Origin of the sequence: Bacillus sp. ISL-41, assembly GCF_018613235.1 — a bacterium.
Lineage (GTDB): Bacteria > Bacillota > Bacilli > Bacillales > Cytobacillaceae > Mesobacillus.
The window spans coordinates 1-19263 of record NZ_JAGGQP010000047.1 but is presented as its reverse complement, the minus strand read 5'-3'; the positions used below and the strand labels follow the sequence as shown (position 1 = coordinate 19263).

17 protein-coding genes are annotated in these 19263 nt (G+C 33.8%); 10 read left to right on the top strand and 7 right to left on the bottom strand.

What is annotated here, in order from left to right:
- The first annotated feature begins 49 nt into the window (after positions 1-49).
- The gene (locus tag J7I80_RS21380) at positions 50-1219 is read left to right on the top strand and encodes a DUF3800 domain-containing protein (RefSeq protein WP_214741209.1); all 1170 of its coding nucleotides are present in this window, start codon (positions 50-52) and stop codon (positions 1217-1219) included.
- A gap of 88 nt (positions 1220-1307) precedes the next feature.
- Here the strand turns inward: J7I80_RS21380 and J7I80_RS21375 are convergent, their stop codons facing one another.
- Entirely contained in the window at positions 1308-2507 is a 1200-nt protein-coding gene (locus J7I80_RS21375) for a site-specific integrase (RefSeq protein WP_214741208.1), read from the bottom strand.
- Between the two features lie 37 nt (positions 2508-2544).
- Entirely contained in the window at positions 2545-2766 is a 222-nt protein-coding gene (locus J7I80_RS21370; protein WP_251027906.1) for a helix-turn-helix domain-containing protein, read from the bottom strand.
- 203 nt (positions 2767-2969) lie between these two features.
- Here J7I80_RS21370 and J7I80_RS21365 point away from each other — a divergent pair, with 203 nt between their 5' ends.
- The 5 genes from J7I80_RS21365 (at position 2970) to J7I80_RS21345 (ending at position 10501) form a co-directional block, all read left to right on the top strand.
- Entirely contained in the window at positions 2970-4487 is a 1518-nt protein-coding gene (locus J7I80_RS21365; protein ID WP_214741207.1) for a type I restriction-modification system subunit M, read from the top strand.
- 17 nt (positions 4488-4504) lie between these two features.
- A complete protein-coding gene (locus J7I80_RS21360) occupies positions 4505-5779 on the top strand; it encodes a restriction endonuclease subunit S (RefSeq protein WP_214741206.1) in 1275 nt (424 codons plus the stop codon).
- A gap of 11 nt (positions 5780-5790) precedes the next feature.
- Positions 5791-8946 (top strand): type I restriction endonuclease subunit R, encoded by a 3156-nt coding sequence (locus J7I80_RS21355; RefSeq protein WP_214741204.1) that lies wholly within the window; start codon positions 5791-5793, stop codon positions 8944-8946.
- A gap of 10 nt (positions 8947-8956) precedes the next feature.
- The gene (locus tag J7I80_RS21350) at positions 8957-9673 is read left to right on the top strand and encodes a M48 family metallopeptidase (RefSeq protein WP_214741202.1); all 717 of its coding nucleotides are present in this window, start codon (positions 8957-8959) and stop codon (positions 9671-9673) included.
- A gap of 63 nt (positions 9674-9736) precedes the next feature.
- On the top strand, positions 9737-10501 hold the full coding sequence (locus J7I80_RS21345) for a hypothetical protein (RefSeq protein WP_214741201.1): 765 nt from the start codon (positions 9737-9739) through the stop codon (positions 10499-10501).
- Between the two features lie 338 nt (positions 10502-10839).
- Here the strand turns inward: J7I80_RS21345 and J7I80_RS21340 are convergent, their stop codons facing one another.
- Genes J7I80_RS21340 through J7I80_RS21325 form a run of 4 tightly spaced genes read right to left on the bottom strand, consistent with a single transcriptional unit; the run spans position 10840 to position 14215 of the window.
- Positions 10840-12402: a recombinase family protein gene (locus J7I80_RS21340; protein ID WP_214741199.1), complete on the bottom strand. Its 1563-nt coding sequence runs from the start codon at positions 12400-12402 to the stop codon at positions 10840-10842.
- Positions 12386-13819 (bottom strand): recombinase family protein, encoded by a 1434-nt coding sequence (locus tag J7I80_RS21335; RefSeq protein WP_214741197.1) that lies wholly within the window; start codon positions 13817-13819, stop codon positions 12386-12388. Before J7I80_RS21335 ends, J7I80_RS21340 begins: the two co-directional genes overlap by 17 nt.
- A complete protein-coding gene (locus J7I80_RS21330) occupies positions 13788-14003 on the bottom strand; it encodes a hypothetical protein (RefSeq protein WP_214741195.1) in 216 nt (71 codons plus the stop codon). Before J7I80_RS21330 ends, J7I80_RS21335 begins: the two co-directional genes overlap by 32 nt.
- Positions 14004-14053: 50 nt before the next feature.
- Entirely contained in the window at positions 14054-14215 is a 162-nt protein-coding gene (locus J7I80_RS21325; RefSeq protein ID WP_214741193.1) for a hypothetical protein, read from the bottom strand.
- 510 nt (positions 14216-14725) lie between these two features.
- Between J7I80_RS21325 and J7I80_RS21320 the strand changes: the two genes are divergently transcribed.
- The 4 genes from J7I80_RS21320 (at position 14726) to J7I80_RS21305 (ending at position 18169) form a co-directional block, all read left to right on the top strand.
- Positions 14726-15601, top strand: a complete 876-nt coding sequence (locus J7I80_RS21320; RefSeq protein WP_214741191.1) for a ParA family protein — start codon at positions 14726-14728, stop codon at positions 15599-15601.
- Between the two features lie 5 nt (positions 15602-15606).
- On the top strand, positions 15607-15981 hold the full coding sequence (locus tag J7I80_RS21315) for a hypothetical protein (RefSeq protein WP_214741189.1): 375 nt from the start codon (positions 15607-15609) through the stop codon (positions 15979-15981).
- Positions 15968-16642 (top strand): hypothetical protein, encoded by a 675-nt coding sequence (locus tag J7I80_RS21310; protein WP_214741187.1) that lies wholly within the window; start codon positions 15968-15970, stop codon positions 16640-16642. The genes J7I80_RS21315 and J7I80_RS21310 overlap by 14 nt, the downstream gene beginning before the upstream one ends.
- 81 nt (positions 16643-16723) lie before the next feature.
- Complete coding sequence (locus J7I80_RS21305) at positions 16724-18169, top strand: caspase family protein (RefSeq protein WP_214741185.1); 1446 nt, start codon at positions 16724-16726, stop codon at positions 18167-18169.
- Positions 18170-18294: 125 nt separating this feature from the next.
- Here the strand turns inward: J7I80_RS21305 and J7I80_RS21300 are convergent, their stop codons facing one another.
- Positions 18295-18885, bottom strand: a complete 591-nt coding sequence (locus J7I80_RS21300) for a hypothetical protein (RefSeq protein ID WP_214741183.1) — start codon at positions 18883-18885, stop codon at positions 18295-18297.
- Between the last annotated feature and the right edge of the window lie 378 nt (positions 18886-19263).

Below are 19263 nucleotides of genomic sequence, written 5' to 3'. Positions count from 1 at the left end.
GTAGAAATTAGTCATAATAATACTTACTATAAATTGGAGTGAATAGCTGGTGAACGATGTTCAATTTGCTTTTGTAGATGAATATGGAAACTATGGCTTTGATTTTGTGAAAAATGACGTTTCTACACATTTTATAATTGTTGCTATTCTTGTTAAGGGTTCTAATAAAGAGATATTAGAGGAAAAAGTAGAATATATAAGACAGAAGTATTTTCAGGCTGGTGAAATGAAGTCCAGTAAAATCAGAAACAACCATAAAAGGAGAAGTTTGATTCTAAATGAGCTAAAAGGTCTGCCCTTCAACATTTTTGCTTATGTTATAGATAAAAGGGAAATAAATGAGAACGCAGGATTTCGTTATAAGAAGTCTTTTTTCAAATTTTTAAATAGACAATTATATGATGATTTATTTAAAACTTTTGACCAACTGGAGCTTGTTGCGGATGAATATGGAAATAAAGAGTTCATGGAAGAGTTTATGGTGTATGTGAAACGGAAGAGTATCCCCGATTTATTTAACTTCTCTAGTTTCGGATTTAATAATAGTAAGTCTAATATTCTTATACAATTAGCTGATCTACTTGCGGGGACAATAGCCAAGGGATATGATAAAAACCAAATTACAGATGAATATGAGACTTTTTATAAGATCTTAGAAAAACACATTATTAGGTTAGAATTTTGGCCAAAGGACTATAGAAATTTTTTGGTGGATCCAGCAAAAAATGAAAATAATCCTCCATATGATGAAGTAATTTTAAAACAGGCTGTCAACTTGGCATATCAATATATAGATAAGTCTGGCAAAATCGAAGATATTGATGAAAAGGATAGAATTGATTTTTTGAAGTTTTTGTTATTTAAAACGTACCAAAACCCAAATGAATATATATTTACACATGAAATTCTTGATAACCTGAATGCAATTAGAAATCAAAAGATGAACGAGCATTCCTTTAGATCTAATATTGTATCGAAGTTGCGGGATAATGGTCTATTAATTGCTAGTAGTAACAAAGGATATAAATTACCTACTTGTATTGAGGATCTGTATGACTTTGTGAATATGGCAAGTTTAAATATCCATCCAATGATTCAAAGAATTACTAAATGTAGAGACCAAATTTTATTAGCTACTAATAATGAGATAGATATTCTTGATAAAGCAGAATATGAAGATATTAAAAAAATTGTAGAGTTATCAAAGGGATTAGGTTAACAACTGATCAAATGGTTAGTCGAATTTAAACTCTATATGTAAGTTGAAAGCGAAATGAATACATTTTGCTTTCCAAGTATAACTTTAATCACGTGTGTAGTAGCTTACTAAATTTATCACAAGCAGCTCTTTTTACTTCCGTTGTAAAATGCAGATAAACTTTTCTTGTCACCTCTTCATCATAATGGCCTAACCGATCCATGATTTCTTCCATAGTTGCTCCAGCTTGTGCGAGAAGGGATGTATGTGTATGGCGAAGTGAGTGTGGAGTGAGTCCTTTATTCAATTTTCCTAACTTGAGGATCCTCGCCATTCTTGATTCAACTAATTTTATCAAGATAGGATAGCCCGGATAAAGATTGAAGTTAGCAAAAATATATCCATTGTCAAAGTATCTGACCCCAAAACGCTTGATTAATGCTTCCTGCTCTACTTTATGCTTTTTAAGTGCGTTAATTACAGTTTCATCTACTGAAATAATCCGACGTGACTTTAATGTTTTTGGTGGAACAAGCTGATAGTTTCGGGTATTATTTTTCTTGTTGTAGTATGTTTTTGTAATTCGGATTGTATGGTTCTTAAAATCAATATCTTTCCATTGAAGTGATACCAATTCTCCCACACGAATACCCGTATAGGCTAATGTAGTGAAAATGACTTCATCCATATATAGACCTTTTTCTTTAACGGTATCCAAAAACATCAGAAGCCCATTTTTTTCGAAGAAATTAGGAAGTTCTTCTACTTCATCCTCAATGATAGTTTTTTGATCCTTTCTAATGTACGCCTGCTCTGTTGGGTTTGTATCAATAACCTTTTTACTAGTTGCAAAATTAAAGATCATTTTCCCAGTAGTATGAATACCTTCTAATGTATTTCTGGTTAGATTTTGGCTCTTTAAAGTATGCAATGCATCCTGATATATATCTTCAGTAATATCTTTTAGCTTTAGGTGGGCAAAGAATGGCATTAATTTATTTATACTATATAGTCTATTGTCTATGGTTCCGGGCTTTGGTGCATTTCTATCAATATAATATTCTAACCAGTCTTGAATAAAATCTTTAAATTTAATGTCTTTTTTAACTACATACTTCCCTTCTTTTACTTCATCCAAGAAGGACGATGCAGCCATTTGAGCCTCATGTTTGGTACTGAAACCTCCCTTGGATTTCTGACGCCTTCTACCAGTTTTAGGGTTAACCCCATTGTCAACAACATATGTCCACTTGCAAGTACAATCCTCCACTTCGCACTTGCAGTCTCTTTTATAGTAATGACCTTTCATAATACTTCCCTCTTTCTAAAAATAGCTGATGATAATCCTAATTTTTCTCCTTCAATTGTGTAACCCACTGCCTAAAGTCTTCCTTTTCTACTCTTTTAGAAGCTCCAATTCGAAAATGAGGAATCCCGCCTTTATCCGTTCGTATTTGCAATAATTCATAAACTCTTCTTCTGGAAATACCAAGAAATTGTGAGATGTGCATTGCTGTCAGAGTATCGGGTAGAGATTCCCAAGTAGAATATTCTTTGTTTTTTTTCAATGTTTATATCCTCCTACAATTAAATTCTGAAACATGATACCCGGTAAATCTTTTCGTTCGAATAGCAACTTGAAAAATTGTAAAAAAAATTATAGGAAATTAATAAGATTCACCTAATATGCTATATAGTTCTAAAAAAACTGCTGGGAAAATGTGTTATATTGTAAGGTAAGACTGTTTTATATATTGAAGGGATGAATAGAATGAGTAAGTTAACACTGCAAGAATTAGAAAAAACGTTATGGGATGCTGCGGATATTCTTCGTGGAGAATTGAATGCAGCTGTATATAAAGACTACATCTTCGGATTAATGTTCTTAAAGCGTATGAACGATCAATTCTCAATAGAAAGAGAAACCAAGAAAAAAGAGTTTGTTTCTCAAGGAATGGATGCGGAAGAAGTTGAGATGTTACTAGAAGAACCGACCATGTATGAAACGTTCTTTGTACCACCAGCTGCACGTTGGGACAAGCTAAAGAACCTAACCTTAAATATTGGTCCAGAATTAGATAAAGCATTTAAAGCTATTGAAGATGAGCCAAAAAACGCAGAACTTATAGGCGTTTTAACTACTGCTAACTATAATGACAAAGAACGTGTACCAGATAAAAAGTTATCGCAACTATTGCTATTATTTGATAAACACAATTTGGCATATGAAAACCTTGAGAATCCTGATGTGCTTGGAGATGCTTATCAATATCTAATTAAGCAATTTGCGGATGATGGAGGTACTAAGGGTGGAGAATTCTACACTCCTCGTGAAGTTGTTAAGGTATTGGTAAATATATTAAAACCACAAGAAGGAGATCGAATTTACGATCCAACAGTTGGTAGTGGTGGTATGTTAATTGAATCTATGCAGTACATTAAAGAGAATGGTGGAAATGATCGAAATGTTTCCTTGTTTGGTCAAGAAATCAACCTAAGCACATGGGCGATTTGTAAGATGAATATGCTATTCCACTTTGCTCGAGGGGCAGATATTCGTAAAGGTGATACTATCCGTACTCCGATGCATACGGAAGGTGGAGTACTAAAAACGTTTGATGTTATTTTAGCTAATCCGCCATTCTCTCTTAAAAATTGGGGTGTTGAAGAAGCCGAGAATGACCCATATAATCGTTTTCCATACGGGATTCCACCTAAATCATATGGAGATTTAGGATTTGTATCGCATATGGTGGTAAGTTTGAATCAAAAAGGAAAACTAGGAACGATAGTACCGCATGGTGTGTTATTCCGTGGAGGCTCAGAAGGGAAAATCCGAAAAGGATATATTAAAGATGACCTAATTGAAGCTGTCATCGGGCTACCTTCTAATGTCTTTTACGGTACAAGTATTCCAGCAGCATTATTAATTATTAATAAAAATAAGCCTGTCGATAGAAGGAATAAAGTATTATTTATTGATGCTAGTGCGGGATTTGTTAAAGCTGGAAATAAAAATAAACTACGAGAAGATGACATTGAAAAAATTGTTAGTGCTTTTACCGATTTTAATGATATAGAGCAATATTCAGCAGTTATTAAGCTAAAAACAATCATGGAAAATGAATATAATTTAAATATAAGCCGTTACGTTGATACAACAGAAGTAGAAGAAGAGGTTAACTTATTAGAAGTTATTAATGATATTAAAGAAATTAAGAATAGATATATTCATACAGAGGCAAAGCTAAATACCTATCTTAAAGAATTAGGATTTGAGGAAATTTAAAGGGAAGGAGGGATAATATGGTAGAGGTTAATAGACCAAATAATGAAAATCTGTATACAGAGTGGCAAACAGTAAAGCTTGGAGATGTACTAAAAGTTCAAGGTGGTTACGCCTTTAAAAGTAAGGATTCTACTCTAACAGGGATAAGATGGCTAAAAATTGCGAATGTAGGGATGGGAAAAGTGTTATGGGAAGATATTTCTTATCTCCCTAGTAATTATAAGAATGATTTTGATAATTATGTACTTATACCAAATGATATTATTATGGCTATGACTCGGCCAGTATTAAGTGGTAATACAAAGGTTGCGAAAGTTGGAATTGATGATTCCCCTTCTCTATTAAATCAAAGAGTATGTAGATTTCAGTTTAGCAACAGATTAGAGAGTGAATACTTCTATCATTATGCAAGAACATCTAAATTTTCCAGTGATATAGAGAATTTAATTTTTGGAACCGACCCTCCAAACATAAGCTCTACCCAGATTGAAAGTATTAATATTTTATTACCAACTAAAAAAGAACAACGAAAAATTTCAAATATCCTTTCTACTGTTGATGACCAAATTGAACAAACAGAAAAGTTAGTTGTAAAAACAAATGAGTTGAAAAAAGGATTAATGCAAATTTTGTTAACTAAAGGTATAGATCATAACGAATTTAAGAACAGTGAAATTGGAAATATTCCTTTTGATTGGGAAGTCAAGAGAATCGAAGAAGTGTGTGATGTTAAAGGTGGAAAACGACTTCCTAAAGGTTATAAACTATTGGATCAAAATAATGGTTTTCCTTACATACGTGTTGCAGATATGGATAACATGGGGAGTATTTCATTAAAAGATATTAAGTATGTTCCTGAAGAAATAGTACAGAAAATAGTGAATTATAGAATCAGTAAAGATGATTTATATATTTCTGTTGCGGGGACTTTAGGAATTGTTGGTAAGGTTCCAGATGAGCTTGATGGTGCTAATTTAACAGAGAATGCTGACAAGCTAACAAATATTAAATGTAATAAGGATTTCCTACTATATGTTCTAAAGTCATCTATAATCCAAAAAAATATTGATAATGAAAAGACATTGAGTGCGCAACCGAAACTTGCTTTGACACGAATTAAGAACTTTTTAATACCAATTCCTTCTATAGATGAGCAAGAAAGAATAGCAAATATCTTACAATCAGTTGAGCAACAAATTGAACAGTATGGCAAAAAACATAAAAAACTTGTTCAGTTAAAAAAGGGATTAATGCAAAAACTTCTTACTGGGAAAATTAGAGTTAATGTTTAACGGGGGTTGTTATGGCAAATTATTTAGGAAACGAAGAAACGCTTGTTGAGTTACCAGCCATAGATTATCTTCAGAACAAGCTGCACTTTGAGTTTATTCATGGTGAAAAGTTGACACATGAATCTAAAGAACGTGAGTCACTGAATGAGGTTATTCTTATTCAGCGACTAAAAAAAGCAATCAAACGTCTAAATCCTTGGATTGATGATACGAATTTGAACAAAGCAGTTCGCTTTTTAACAAGAGCAGACCAGCACGGCACTAACTTATTAGAAATTAATGAACGGATTTATGATGCTCTTGTTAATTTAAACTATGCAGTTGACCAAGACTTAGATGGAACAGGAAAAAAGAGTTACCATACAGTAAAATTTATTGATTGGGAAAATGTTGAAAACAATGAGTTCTTAGTTACTAGACAATTTGTTATTCAGGGGCCAAATGAAAAAATTATTCCAGATATCGTTATTTTCATAAATGGTATTCCAGTCGTTGTTTTGGAATGTAAGTCTCCTTTCTTAGAAAAAGGAAAAAATGAGAATATCGGCAAGAAGGCGGCCTTTGACCAATTACGTAGGTACATGGATTTGAGAGATTCGGAGCGGATTGAAGGCGCACCTCGCTTATTTTATACAAATTTTTTTACAGGTATTCTAAATAAATATAGAGCTTATGTTGGTACGATAAGCTCTCATTACACTCACTATGTTGAATGGAAAGATCCTTATCCATACAAAAAAGAGCAAATAGAAGACGTTGGAAATAACGGTCAAAATATATTCCTTCAAGGGTTATTAGAGAAGCATAACTTGTTAGATATTCTACAAAACTTCCTATTATTTGAGGTTGATACAACGTCTTCTAGAAAAATAAAGAAGATGAGCCGCTATCAACAATTTCGTGCTGTAAATAAAGCTCTTGATCGCTTAGTGTATGGACGAGATTCGGTTTCTCGAGGAGGTGTCATTTGGCATACACAAGGTTCAGGTAAATCACTCACTATGGTTCTTCTTGCTAGGAAGATAAGAAGATTACAAGAATTATCGGATGCAACCATTGTTGTTGTAACTGACCGTGTTGATTTAGATAAGCAGATTTTTCAAACATTCCTTAGAACGTTATCAACTATCACTACTCCAGTTCGAGCGGATAAAGTCAGTACCATGAAAGAACTACTATCAAATGCACAGCCGCAAATCATTATGACAACGATACACAAGTTCCAAAGTGATGAAGAAGAGCAGGAAGTGTTAAAAGATGCAACTCAACAAACTGGTTTGTATCTTGAAAAAGAGTTTCCTGTTCTTACCCTAAAATCAAATGTCATTGTCATGGCTGACGAGGCTCATCGCAGTCAATATAAAGGATATGCACGTAATATGCGTCATGCTTTACCCAATGCAGCGTTTATAGGTTTTACAGGTACACCAATTGAAAAAGAAGACAAGTCAACACCTCGTACATTTGGATCCTATATTGATAAATATGGTATTCAAGAAGCTGTAAATGATGGTGCCACCGTTCGCATTGTTTATGAAGGAAGAAGGCCAGACCTTCAAGTAAAGGCTGACACATTAGAACAATTGTTTGATCAAGCATTTGTTGACAGAACAGATGAAGAAAAAGAGGCCATTAAACAAAAATATGCTAATAAGAAAGCTATCGTCGAGGCAGATGAAAGAATTGATGATATTGCCAAGGATATGCTTCAGCATTACAAGGAATATATATATCCGAACGGTTTTAAAGCGCAAATAGTATGCGTTTCTCGTGAAGCGGTAGTTAAGTACCATAATGCATTGAATAAACACATGAAGGATATCATGGGTGAAGAATTAGAGGTCAAAGTAATCTTTTCAGGGAATTTAAATGATCCGCCTCACTTGAAAGAGCATTTTACAACAAAGGCTGAACAGGAAGATATCATTAGTAAGTTTACGAAGCCCATTTCCGAGAATAAACTGTGCTTTATTATAGTCAAAGATATGTTGTTAACAGGATTTGATGCTCCTATTGAGCAAGTGATGTACTTAGATAGACCATTAAAAGAGCATAATCTTTTACAGGCTATTGCCCGTGTAAACCGGATATTCGGGGATAAGAAGAAATGTGGCTATGTCGTAGATTACTATGGTATTTCAAATCACCTTGAGGAAGCTTTAAAGATATTTGATAAAGAAGACTTGGGCGAACCAATGGAATCTTTAGATGGAGTTCATAAACAAATGCTTTCTTATCGTGAAGCGGTTATGGGAATGTTTAAGGGAATTGAAAAGGATAATCTTGACCAATTAGTTAAGCAATTAGAACCTGAAGATAAAAGAGCTGAATTTGAACTTGCTTATAAGCGCTTTGCTGGAACAATGGAACAGCTTATGCCCGGTCATGTCTCAACTGATAATACAAATGATTTGAAGTGGCTTTCTTACATCCGAGCTGCTGCAAAGGCTAGATTTGAACCGGAAACAAAGCTGGATATAGCTGATTGTGGTGAAAAGGTTCGGAAAATCATTAATGAACACTTAACGTCCCAAGGTGTTCAACAGTGGATAAAGCCAATTACTCTTTTTGATCAAGATTACCAAATGAAGCTAGAAACTCTAAAGTCAGACGAGGCTATTGCTTCTAGTATGGAACACGCTCTAAAACATGTAATAAGTGTAAAGATGGATGATAATCCTGTGTATTACACTTCTTTATTAGAAAAACTCCAGCAGATTCTTGATGAAACTAGGAGCAATTGGGAAGAGAGAAAGAAGCAACTAGAAGAATTTATTAATAAGGATGTTAAAACTGGTGAGACTGAAGAAGCAGAAGCACTTGGATTATCAAGAAAAGAATTTGCATTTTTTGAAGTAATTAAAAAGCATCTTCTTGATCCTGAAGAGGTATCTAAAGCGGGTCATGCAAAAGAGGCATCTGAATTATATATTAGCCAAGACATTATTGATCTTTCAAAAGAAATCGCCCAAAATGTGGCTGATATTGTAGCTAGTACATGGGTCATTGATTGGTCTACCAACCCATCTAAGACAGCTGACATTGAACGTTCCATCTTTATGATGTTAACAACAAAGTATTTCAAGCAAATAAAACTTGAAGTAAGAAAACAATTAGTCGGTCCTCTTCTACAACTAGCGAAAAAACACTTTGCAACAAGAGAATAAGAGGTTGAATATGATGATTCGTTCTATTGATTATGGTACAAAAACAATTGAATACTCAGTAGAATTTCGTGAACGAAAATCGTTGGAAATTAGCGTGGAGGCTCCAAACATTGTTAGTGTTGTGGCCCCGCTAAACACTCCAGAGGAAATAATTGAACAAAAAGTAAAAAAGAAGGCACAGTGGATTGTACAAAAATTATTTCTGTTTAAGGATATGGAATTCCAAAAGATTAACAGAGAACTAGTAAATGGAGAGTCCTTTATGTATATGGGACGCAATTATTCTTTACAGTTAATAATTGATGAGAGCATAAAGGAACCAGCTGTAAAACTCTATCAAGGTAAATTTCTCATTACCACTCCTACAAAGAGCCAAGAACTATTAAGAACATCATTAGAAAAATGGTATAGAGAGAAAACCCTAGAGAAAGTATCAGAGAAAGTTAGCTACTTTCAGCATTTCTTTAAGAAAAAACCTAATGATATAAAAGTGAAGGAACAACAAAAGCGCTGGGCGAGCTGCACTTCTAAAAACGAACTTTTGTTTAATTGGCGTTGTGCAATGGCACCATCTCATGTGATTGATTACATCGTTGTTCATGAGATGTGTCACATGTATCATATGAATCACTCACAAGAATTTTGGGACCTGCTCTCATCAGTTATGCCTGATTATGAGAGACGAAAAGAATGGTTGAAGAATTTTGGGGTTAGGATGGATTTGTAAAAAAAGGAGACACTTAAAGTCTCCTTTTATTGTTTAACTCTATAAAGAATAGGAGACTTTTTTATGAGCGTTAGGTTAATTTTGGTATATTTGATTATATTTCTAGCTCCTGTGATAATAAACTACGGTTTTTTATCGTGGAGAGGGCCGGGGGTAAATGGTGATTTAAATTCATGGATTGGTTTTTTTGCAAATTATCTAGGACTTATAGGTGCCATAAGCATTGCTATTATCCAAATTAAAGACCAAAAAGAAAGGGATAACTCTATCGAACTTCAGAGTAATCGCTCATACATAATTGCCCAAGAATTCGCAGCACCATTCAATTTAAAAAATGTAATAACAAGTCCGAATAGCAGACTAATAGTAAATGATTTTTATAATGATGCTGAAGAATTTTTTATAGCTCAATTTCAATCAAGTAGTAGCAATGAAAACCTTAGAGATTTTCTAGGGAATATAACAGTCCAGTTTTACAAGTTTTCTCATTCGGGAATCCCTGACGTTATTATTGATTGTCACATTGAGATTAAGGTTGCTGATTCAGACAATGTTAGGGAAACTTATATTGTTAGATCAAACATAGGGACATTTGAAAAGCAGGAAGAGATTTTCATTCCAATAATAAATATAAACTATAGAGAAATTACTCCTTTAAATGTCCAATTAGATTATAAAACGATTAAAGGTGAGCAAATGAGATATTGTTATAATTACGAACAAAAAAAAGAAGAGCATTTGATTATTGTAGATGGTAAGACTCATTTACTTCATTCTATAGATGTTTCAGATAGTACATGGATTTATCCAAATAAAATCAACCGTTAGATTTTTGAACTTAATTTTAATTTATTTCCACATAATTATAATGGAGAAGAGTTTATAATAATAAATGTTTAACAATTCGGTAACCTGTCAAGAATGATAATAATCCTTTCGGTATCGTGTTATGAACAGCATCCTGTTCTATTCATGTCACCGAATTACTAGGGTCAAAAAGGCTTGATATCAAGCGTTTCTCGATATTTTCTTAATCAGCTCCTATAAGTAGTATTGATTGTATTCGGTAACGTGCCAAGTAATTGTCAGTTATGTTCGGTAACATGCCCAATGCTTGTTTTGCCTAAAAAAGCGCACCTCCGAATCAAGACGGAAGGTGCGATCATTTAAGTTGATTCAATTGAATCTACATACTGGTCAATGGCAGTAAAAGGAGCAAGCTTGTATTGAATATAGAGCAATGTATCATTTGAAAAATCAACTTCGATTCTCCTGAAAATGGTTAATAACAAGGTTCTAATCTCTGGACTTTGCAGTTTTGTAAGCTTAAAAAGGGTATATATTTGGTTGGAATGCAGTTCCTCAGCTACTAAGTCAATATGCTCAAGAAACGAATTGGCTTTAAAGAGTTCTCTATTCAATTTAGATTTGCTTACTGATAAAACGAAATCCCACTCACTAGCTAGGTTGATTACGTCAGGAGAGTGGATAATGAACTCTTCTTTCAAAGAAATATCCTGTAAGTGTTGTTTAATTGCATTACGGTGAGCTTCGATTCGCTTCTTTCTTTTCGTCATTAATTTTGCGATGTTATCCTGCATTTGAGTAATTGTGAAGAGCCATTTTGACGATACTTCTTTCAAAACTACCTCGTGAATATCGCTCATGTCTAACTTTTTCTTGCAAGCAGGACATCGATAGACTAAATAAGACTTCTTTGAATTCGTTGGTGTCTCGTTTTTGGATACGAGTGCTTGATCACACGTTTTGCAATAAAGGATACCTCTCAAAAAGAAATTGGAATTATTGTTCTTCCCGTTTTGCATGTGAAGCTCAATCGTTTGGTGAGTGATGTTCCAAAAAGGAACATTTATAATCGGTTCATGGTGATTGAAAATTAAATCGTATTCACCTCGTTGCTTCTTTCTACTGGTATTCCGACTTGATCGAATGTTCCATGGAAGATGACCAAGATAGTGATCATTATCTAAAATATAATCGATGGTTCCACTGCTCCATTTTTTCCCTTCAGGTGAAGGAATATCAGATGCATTTAATAAATCTGCTATTGTTCTTTGACTATGGCCCCAAGAGGCTAGATAAAAGATAAATAAAACAATGGTAGCAGGACCATTATCTATTACCTGTTCGCCTTTCTCATTTCTCGGCTTCTCGTTTTCATCGGGGAAGACAGAATATTTTAGCTTATAGCCATATGGTGTCGGTGAACCGGGACGTTCTTGTTTCGCAAGGACAGTTTTTTGTGCATCTTTAGCGCGTCTGGAAAGCGTAACTGAGTGATTAGCAGCAGTTGCAAAATTTACGACTGTCAATACATTATAAGGATCCCATTCCCCGTTAATCATGGTGGAGTAAAATTTCATGTGTGGCTTTTCTCTTTTAATGACATCATAAATAAACAAAGTAAAATCATAAAATTGTCTAGATAGCCTAGATTCTTCATAAAAGAATATGGCCTCAATGTTTCGCTCTTGAGATAGAGCAGCTTCCAGTAAATCATTCATAGCTTTTCTTTTGGTCACAACTTTATGAAAAGCACTATTAGCCCCATCAACAAGGGTTTCAACAATGTTATATCCTTCCTTTTCTGCGCGGATACGGATTTCCTCCGATTGAGTCTCAATTGATGCATTGAGTAATTGATCAATGTAAGATACCCTTGCAATACCAATTGCATCCTTAGTGAGTTCTCTATTCAATGGCGACATTTGCCGGTGCCTCCCCTTCTTTAAAAAATTCACTAAAGTAGTAGTGAAAAAGTACATAGTCTTCCTCTACTTGAATATTTGCGATAAGTAAAACAGCCAAATCGAGATAGCTTTTCTCGTTTAACTCCATGACCCCTTTTTTTACTAGGCCAGTAAGGGTGCGAACTTCTTCTTTTACAAGCTGGAGAGATGCAATTTGATTTTGTGTGTCCGACAAATGCTCTCTAAGTGTTTTAATTTGTTTTTGTAACTTTTTCGTCTGATTGAGATTATCTGTAGGTTTGAACAGGCTAGTGAATTTAAGACATAATGCCTCTAATTGAATAAACAATTCATCAGACTGTTTATTTAGTTGCTGTATTTGTTTGTTTACAGCCTTCAGAGCTATTTTTTCAACAGAATTAGCGGAAATTTTTCCAAGGACTTGTCTCACTGATTCTATAATCGTTTCATTCAGTTCTAAAGCGGAAATTGAGTTCTTACGGTGTCTGGAACAAATGTATATTCCAGATTCACCGATATTTCCTTTTTTGAACTTTAATTCACTATTGCATTTGCCACAAGTTGGTGTGATCTGAACAGTATTTTGTGATAGTGAAATCCCCTGTTGAATGCCTTGGTCAAATTCTGCGAGCTTTTCTTGTACCTGCTTAAACAACTCAAGCGAAATAATTGGTTCGACATTCGACAGCTTATGGTACGCTCCATCTGTTCCTTCGTAATGAGCTGCAAAGAAAGGTGTACGAAGAATATCAATTATTCGAAATTCCTTCCGATCTAATAGCTTTCGGTATTTCATTATCACCTCAAAAATATCTTCACGGTGTTCTATTCTTGAAAACTCATAAAACAAATCATGTAGTTCATCTTTGTTTTTGCGGTCAGCCTTATAAATGCGCTGACTAGTCCCATTTTCTTTCTTGATGATTTGTTTTTTATAACCGATTAGTGACGTAGGATTTCTTTTGCGAGCATCGGACAGTCGATTGGAAATACGATTCCCTTCAAATTGAGCCGATACTCCGTACCACGTTTCAAGGAATAAGTCTTTAGAAAATGGTGGAGCATTTAATGCGGTAAATACCACTTCAACCTCATATTTATGAAATTTCTTCACCATAAAAATATACTCATAGACATTTCGGGCAAGGCGGTCTCTCTCATAGACAACTAATCGCGAAATCATTCCATTTTCAATGAGCTTCAACATGCGTGCTAGAGCAGGTCTATTTTCCATAGAGAGTTTTGTTGCAGAAACGTCAAAATCAACAAATTCCAGAATGTCTTCTTTAGGAGTATCTTCTAGATATTCTGCATTCGTTTCGGTTTGTAGTTTGAGGTCTTGGCCACCAGAACTAGTACGCCTATACTCAGCCACTTTTTTCTTAATAATTGCGCTTTGTATCCTGCTTTGCATTTGAAATTTCCTTTCCATTTTTATTGAATTCATCCAGAGAGTCCTTCAGGAATAGACCAATCATTGACGGTTCTGTAGGTAATGAATCAATCACCAGCTTCTCAATCACTCGATATAAAATGATGGCTGATTCCTCCGGCAACTCTTCCGAATAAGTAATACTCATAATCTTTGGTTTGGACATAACTTTCCCCCCTGTTCATTTTTATCCATTATGAACAGGGGGAAATAGTTTTATTCTTTCTTATTATTAGACTTGGATTCCAATGCACTTATTGGCAGCTCTAACTGTAAAGCAATTCCCTTTTTTAAAGATAGAGCCTTTGTTTTGCGGGCAACTAGAACTGGTCTTGTGATACTTCCCGGTAAATTAAGCTCCTGTATGATTTTTTGCATCTTGGATCCTCCTTTGAAGGGAAAGGAAACCCGAAATGATTTCCTTTGAAACTCCGTGGGTTTCGCATATTTTATAGATTTTATAAAAATCTAGGTTGATAGATGTAATTTCTCTTGTTTCTTGTTTTCCGCTCATATGGTTTCCCTCTTTCCTAAAATCTAAATGAAAAACCGCAGTACATGGTTATCTCAAATGGATAACAACATGTAACCTGCGGTTTTCGCTTGATATAGTTACTGTATTTAGTTTTGAATTAACCGGTAAATTCATGAATCATAATATCTTGTGATTGTTAAGATTTTAAGAGTATTTAACTAATTTATTTGCACGGTAATTTTTGGTAGAATAAGTATAAAGTTGTCATAATATGAAGATATGAGTAGGGTGGTTGTTGGTTATGTTAGTATTTTTGAACAGGAAGAGCAATGGGATGATTAAGAAGTTAAGCTAAAGCGGCAGTAGGCTCAATTTTAATTAGAATTTCATTAGATATATTGGAGGATATAGATATGAATCAACAAATGGAATTAACTGATACTAAGGTGAAAAACGGTAAAATAATTTCTTTTATTAACATGAAAGGTGGAGTAGGTAAAACAACTCTAAGTGTAGGGGTTGCTGATTTTCTAGCACATTATCGAGGAGAAACTAACCTGAAAATTTTATTGATAGACGCAGATCCTCAATTTAATGCTACACAAGCTTTGTTAGATAGTTATTATGCAGGTGACTATTTCGAGGACATTTTGCCTGAAGAAAAAACTATTAATAAGTTGTTTAAGCCGCAAGTACAATTCGCGCAACAATATAAGTCCCCTTCAATTGATGAAATGATAATAGAACTTACAGAAAATTTACATATTGTTTGTGGAGATTTAAATTTGGTTTTGGCTAATAAATCGAGTGATTACACACATATAAAACGCTTGAAGAGGTTTATCAAGGACAATAACCTTAGAGAAATATATGATTTGATAATAATAGATTGTCCACCTACCCTTACAATTTATACAGATAGTGCTCTAATAGCATCAGATTACTATCTTATTCCAAATAGAATCGATAGATATTCTATCATTGGCATATCATCATTACAAAAAGCCCTAAATAATTTAACTGGAGAAGAAGATATTAATCTAGAGTGTTTGGGATTAATATATACTATTCTTGATGATGAGTTGACACAAAAACAGCAGGAAATGAAAAGTAGTTTTGAGGCAAAAGAAGAAGTGCAACAAATATATATATTTACTGCTTATACAAGTAATGTAAAGGATATTCAAGTGGGTAAACAAGGACCTATTCCCACTAGATATAAGAAGTCAAGAGAAGATTTACAAGACATCTGTACAGAACTATTGGATAGAATCCAACAAGGAGTATGAAGTGTATGAGCAATAAACTAAATTATTACAGAAGCGAGCTTAAATCAAAAAATATACCTAAATATAAATTAGTCGGAATTACGACAGAACTAATTTTAAATACAACCATATTTTCTAGGAATGAAGACTTAGTTCCATTTTTAAGAGCTATTTACAAACTAAATTACAAAGAATACATAATTAAGTCTAGAACAATGATATTGGCTAGGTCTGTTAGAGATATATATAGTATGGACAATAAAGAGTATGAAATTCTAAGGAAGAAATTGTTAGAATTTTTAAATGGATACTTAGAGTTATCGGCTCATAATAAGGAGATTAAAACATTTAAGAGTGATTTTTTTAAGTGGATGGATGGAATAGCAGATGCGGATCGCTGATTTGACCTTAAAAGAAATAATAGATACTAAGGCTGAGATAAATAGTTTTGTTGAGAAAGAATTTAATGAACTTAATGAATTAGAAAAAAACAATTTGAAATTTGTACTCAAAAAAGTGGTTTTCCTAAAGTATTTAATTAGACAATCAGGTAAAGATTTCAGGTATCAGGCATTAACGTCGGATATCATGTATTTAATTAGATCCATAAAGAAAGGTGAAGAAAGGTATTATTATTTTAATTTAAGATCAATTATTGAACAGTCCCTTCGAATAATTAATAATATAGAATCTACGGATACTATAAGTAATTCCGATATAATGGAAATAACAAAGGCATTAATAGAGGAAAAAAAAGTGGGGATTAATTTAGACATTATTAAAGATGAATACCATACTTGCTGTCTATATGTACATGGTAATGAGAATGCGGATATGGAATTAGCGGAGTTTTACCAGAACTGTATTGATAATAATATCTTAATTAAAAACTTACCCCGAAAATTAAGTGTTCTTGTAAAACTTCTAAAAGAAATATTTGATTTAATAATTATCAGCCAAAACGCTGTTGTGGATGCAGCATACCACAGAAGAAAATCAATACTAAAGTTCTTGGCTGGAGATCAATCTTTCTTAAAGTTCGAACAATTTAAGATAGACTAATATACCCTTAGAAATAGAGTAATGACAAAGCAAATGAGACATAATCATGAATTCATAATACAGCATGTTAGGGGGAAGAAAGTGGATTATAAAGCTTTAATTATAGCTGTAGATCAATATAACAATGTGAGTAGTCTACCCAATACAGTAAATGATGCTTTCGAGATTAAACGCCTTCTTTTGGAGTCTCCTTCCTTTTTTAAGGAACAAAATGTCCAAGTTTTCCAAGGATCTATAACAAGAAAAAATATTTTACTATCTGCACTAAAATCATTCTTTGAAAGTGCAGTTGATACAGATGTATTATTTCTATTTTGGGCAGGACATGGTGCATTTATAAATAATGCAGGTTATTTTGTTCCATTCGATGGAGATATTCATTCCCCGGATATATCAATGATAAAAATGACCGAAATAAGGGATTTGGTTGATCAAACAACAGCTAAAACAGTATTATCGTTTTTTGATACATGCCATAGTGGCGCGATTACTCGAGGTATTCAACAGGAAATGCAACGAGGACTAGAAGTCAAAGGATCAGGAAAAGTGCTCATTGCTGCCTGTACAGCAAGTCAATTTGCTTGGGATCGAGCGGGTCATGGAGCATTTACAGACTATTTAATTAGAGGTTTGGAGGGAGAAGCTTCCGATAGGAATGGTGACATAGATGTATATAACCTATATTCTTTTGTTAGCAAAAGGTTAAATGAAGAATTTGGAGATCAGAGTCCTGTAATAAAAAGTACTTTAAACGGAGAGCCTTTATTGTTAAAAAGAATAACAAATAGAGGCGAACTGACCGCTTTAAATAAATCTGCAATTACAAATGAACAAGTAAATTCTTCCGGATTAAGTTTTTGGCTAGGTCCAATAATAACTGATTACGATGAGTTTCAAAGTAAAAATAAGGGTGAATATCAGATAACACTGATTAATCCTGACTCTAATGTAGAACAAGCTTTAAAAGAAATGAGAGATAAAGAGAGACATCCGTTTGCTATAAGAAATGAGGCAGATATCGTATCCATTGAAAATATCGACATCAGGTCTACAAAAGAAGGAACGTACATTGTCATAAACCTAAAGAGTACAGGAGAAAGTAATAATTCAATCTTTTCTGAAATGTCAATTGGTGGAGGAATGGGTAAAACCCTTAATCCTGATGATATAGCCAAGTTGCGTATCAGACGTATACTATTCGGTGAAGAGGTTTTACCTTCTGGCTATGGAGATTCTTTAGTGGAATCAATAATTAGTCAACCCACGAATGCAAAAATCAAAGTGTTACCCAATATTATTTCAAACTTAGCCAGTAAAGGATATGCGCCTGAGAAAATAAGAGTAATGATTGTTGGATCTCTTATTTTAACTGGTACGATTGATAAAATCGAAACTTTGTCACTTACATTGAAAAATGGGGTGATTACAAAAATTCAACTTATAGGCTATCGTCCAAAATATTATTCCAATGTTGATCCCACGAGAATTGAAGTTAATGAGGCAATGAATATTTCATTAAATATGTAGTTAAAGAAAAACTTTCTGGATAAAGAGGAAAAGACACCTTTTTAAATAAGGTGTCTCTCCCTAGACATACAGGTTGCACTAACTATATTTAAGATGTCCAATATAGGTTAAATATATACACGCTTTTACTCAGAAAATTTCACAAGCACTTTCTCCCGCATTCTTTTCATTTCATTGCCAAACCTCCGAACTAATATGGAATAAGCTCGTTCAGCATCTTTATCTTTACCTGTTCGATCGATATAATTTAAGATAAGCTTTTCATAGTTATCACTGTTCTTGAGTTTAGTGAGGCCATCAAACTCCTTCTTGTATCGAAGCAATACCTTGTGTATAAAATTGATTCGTTGCTGTTCTTTGAACGGGTTAATTAGTTCATCCATATTATTAGAATGGTGAATCTCCCGAAGGAGTTGTTCATATTCCATCGTTTCATCTTCATTTAAATATATATATGGGATGTTATAATATTTTCTGTCAGCAACAATACCCTCATATCTTTCAGGAGTAGTGCCTGTGATTTCAAGAATTTCATCTTTTGAAAGGCCGTGTTCTATTAAATTTCTTACAGTCGTTTCTAAATTGATTACGTAGTCATCTTTAGTGTTCATTACCTCATTCATTTCTCCAAGAAGCTTTTCTTGTTTTTTTATTAGCTCTTGTATATCTATAAATTGTCTCTTTAGCTTATTATTTACATGATGAAGAGAAGTCATTTTCTAAAACCTCCAAGCATAAAAATCATGCTAACATTTTGCTAACGCAATTCCATAAAAAACGGTAAATCACCGTTATAGATGTTACAGTAATCAATATTCTAAACGTTGATTTACCGCGCTTTTTGCACCTCTGGTTAACGATATTACACACTCACAGCTTACGGGCGGAATGATGTAATAAGCCGCTTGACCCCTTGATATATAAGGGGCTTAAAGCGATTTGCTAACAAAAAGCTAACATCAGCCATATAAAGAGGCTTCTCATTAGTTAATTAAACTTTTGAGAAGCCTTTTTCTTTTCCCTTTCCTGACGATAGCAGATGATGCATTATATATAATCAAATCAGTCTTCTTCATAGCGTCGATGGAGACACA

Bases quoted from the DNA above. Each gene is read 5' to 3' on its own strand.
- J7I80_RS21375 (WP_214741208.1), bottom strand. From the start codon at position 2,507: ATGAAAGGTCATTACTATAAAAGAGACTGCAAGTGCGAAGTGGAGGAT.
- J7I80_RS21365 (WP_214741207.1), top strand. From the start codon at position 2,970: ATGAGTAAGTTAACACTGCAAGAATTAGAAAAAACGTTATGGGATGCT.
- J7I80_RS21360 (WP_214741206.1), top strand. From the start codon at position 4,505: ATGGTAGAGGTTAATAGACCAAATAATGAAAATCTGTATACAGAGTGG.
- J7I80_RS21355 (WP_214741204.1), top strand. From the start codon at position 5,791: ATGGCAAATTATTTAGGAAACGAAGAAACGCTTGTTGAGTTACCAGCC.
- J7I80_RS21350 (WP_214741202.1), top strand. From the start codon at position 8,957: ATGATGATTCGTTCTATTGATTATGGTACAAAAACAATTGAATACTCA.
- J7I80_RS21345 (WP_214741201.1), top strand. From the start codon at position 9,737: ATGAGCGTTAGGTTAATTTTGGTATATTTGATTATATTTCTAGCTCCT.
- J7I80_RS21340 (WP_214741199.1), bottom strand. From the start codon at position 12,402: ATGTCGCCATTGAATAGAGAACTCACTAAGGATGCAATTGGTATTGCA.
- J7I80_RS21335 (WP_214741197.1), bottom strand. From the start codon at position 13,819: ATGCAAAGCAGGATACAAAGCGCAATTATTAAGAAAAAAGTGGCTGAG.
- J7I80_RS21330 (WP_214741195.1), bottom strand. From the start codon at position 14,003: ATGTCCAAACCAAAGATTATGAGTATTACTTATTCGGAAGAGTTGCCG.
- J7I80_RS21325 (WP_214741193.1), bottom strand. From the start codon at position 14,215: ATGCAAAAAATCATACAGGAGCTTAATTTACCGGGAAGTATCACAAGA.
- J7I80_RS21320 (WP_214741191.1), top strand. From the start codon at position 14,726: ATGAATCAACAAATGGAATTAACTGATACTAAGGTGAAAAACGGTAAA.
- J7I80_RS21315 (WP_214741189.1), top strand. From the start codon at position 15,607: ATGAGCAATAAACTAAATTATTACAGAAGCGAGCTTAAATCAAAAAAT.
- J7I80_RS21310 (WP_214741187.1), top strand. From the start codon at position 15,968: ATGCGGATCGCTGATTTGACCTTAAAAGAAATAATAGATACTAAGGCT.
- J7I80_RS21300 (WP_214741183.1), bottom strand. From the start codon at position 18,885: ATGACTTCTCTTCATCATGTAAATAATAAGCTAAAGAGACAATTTATA.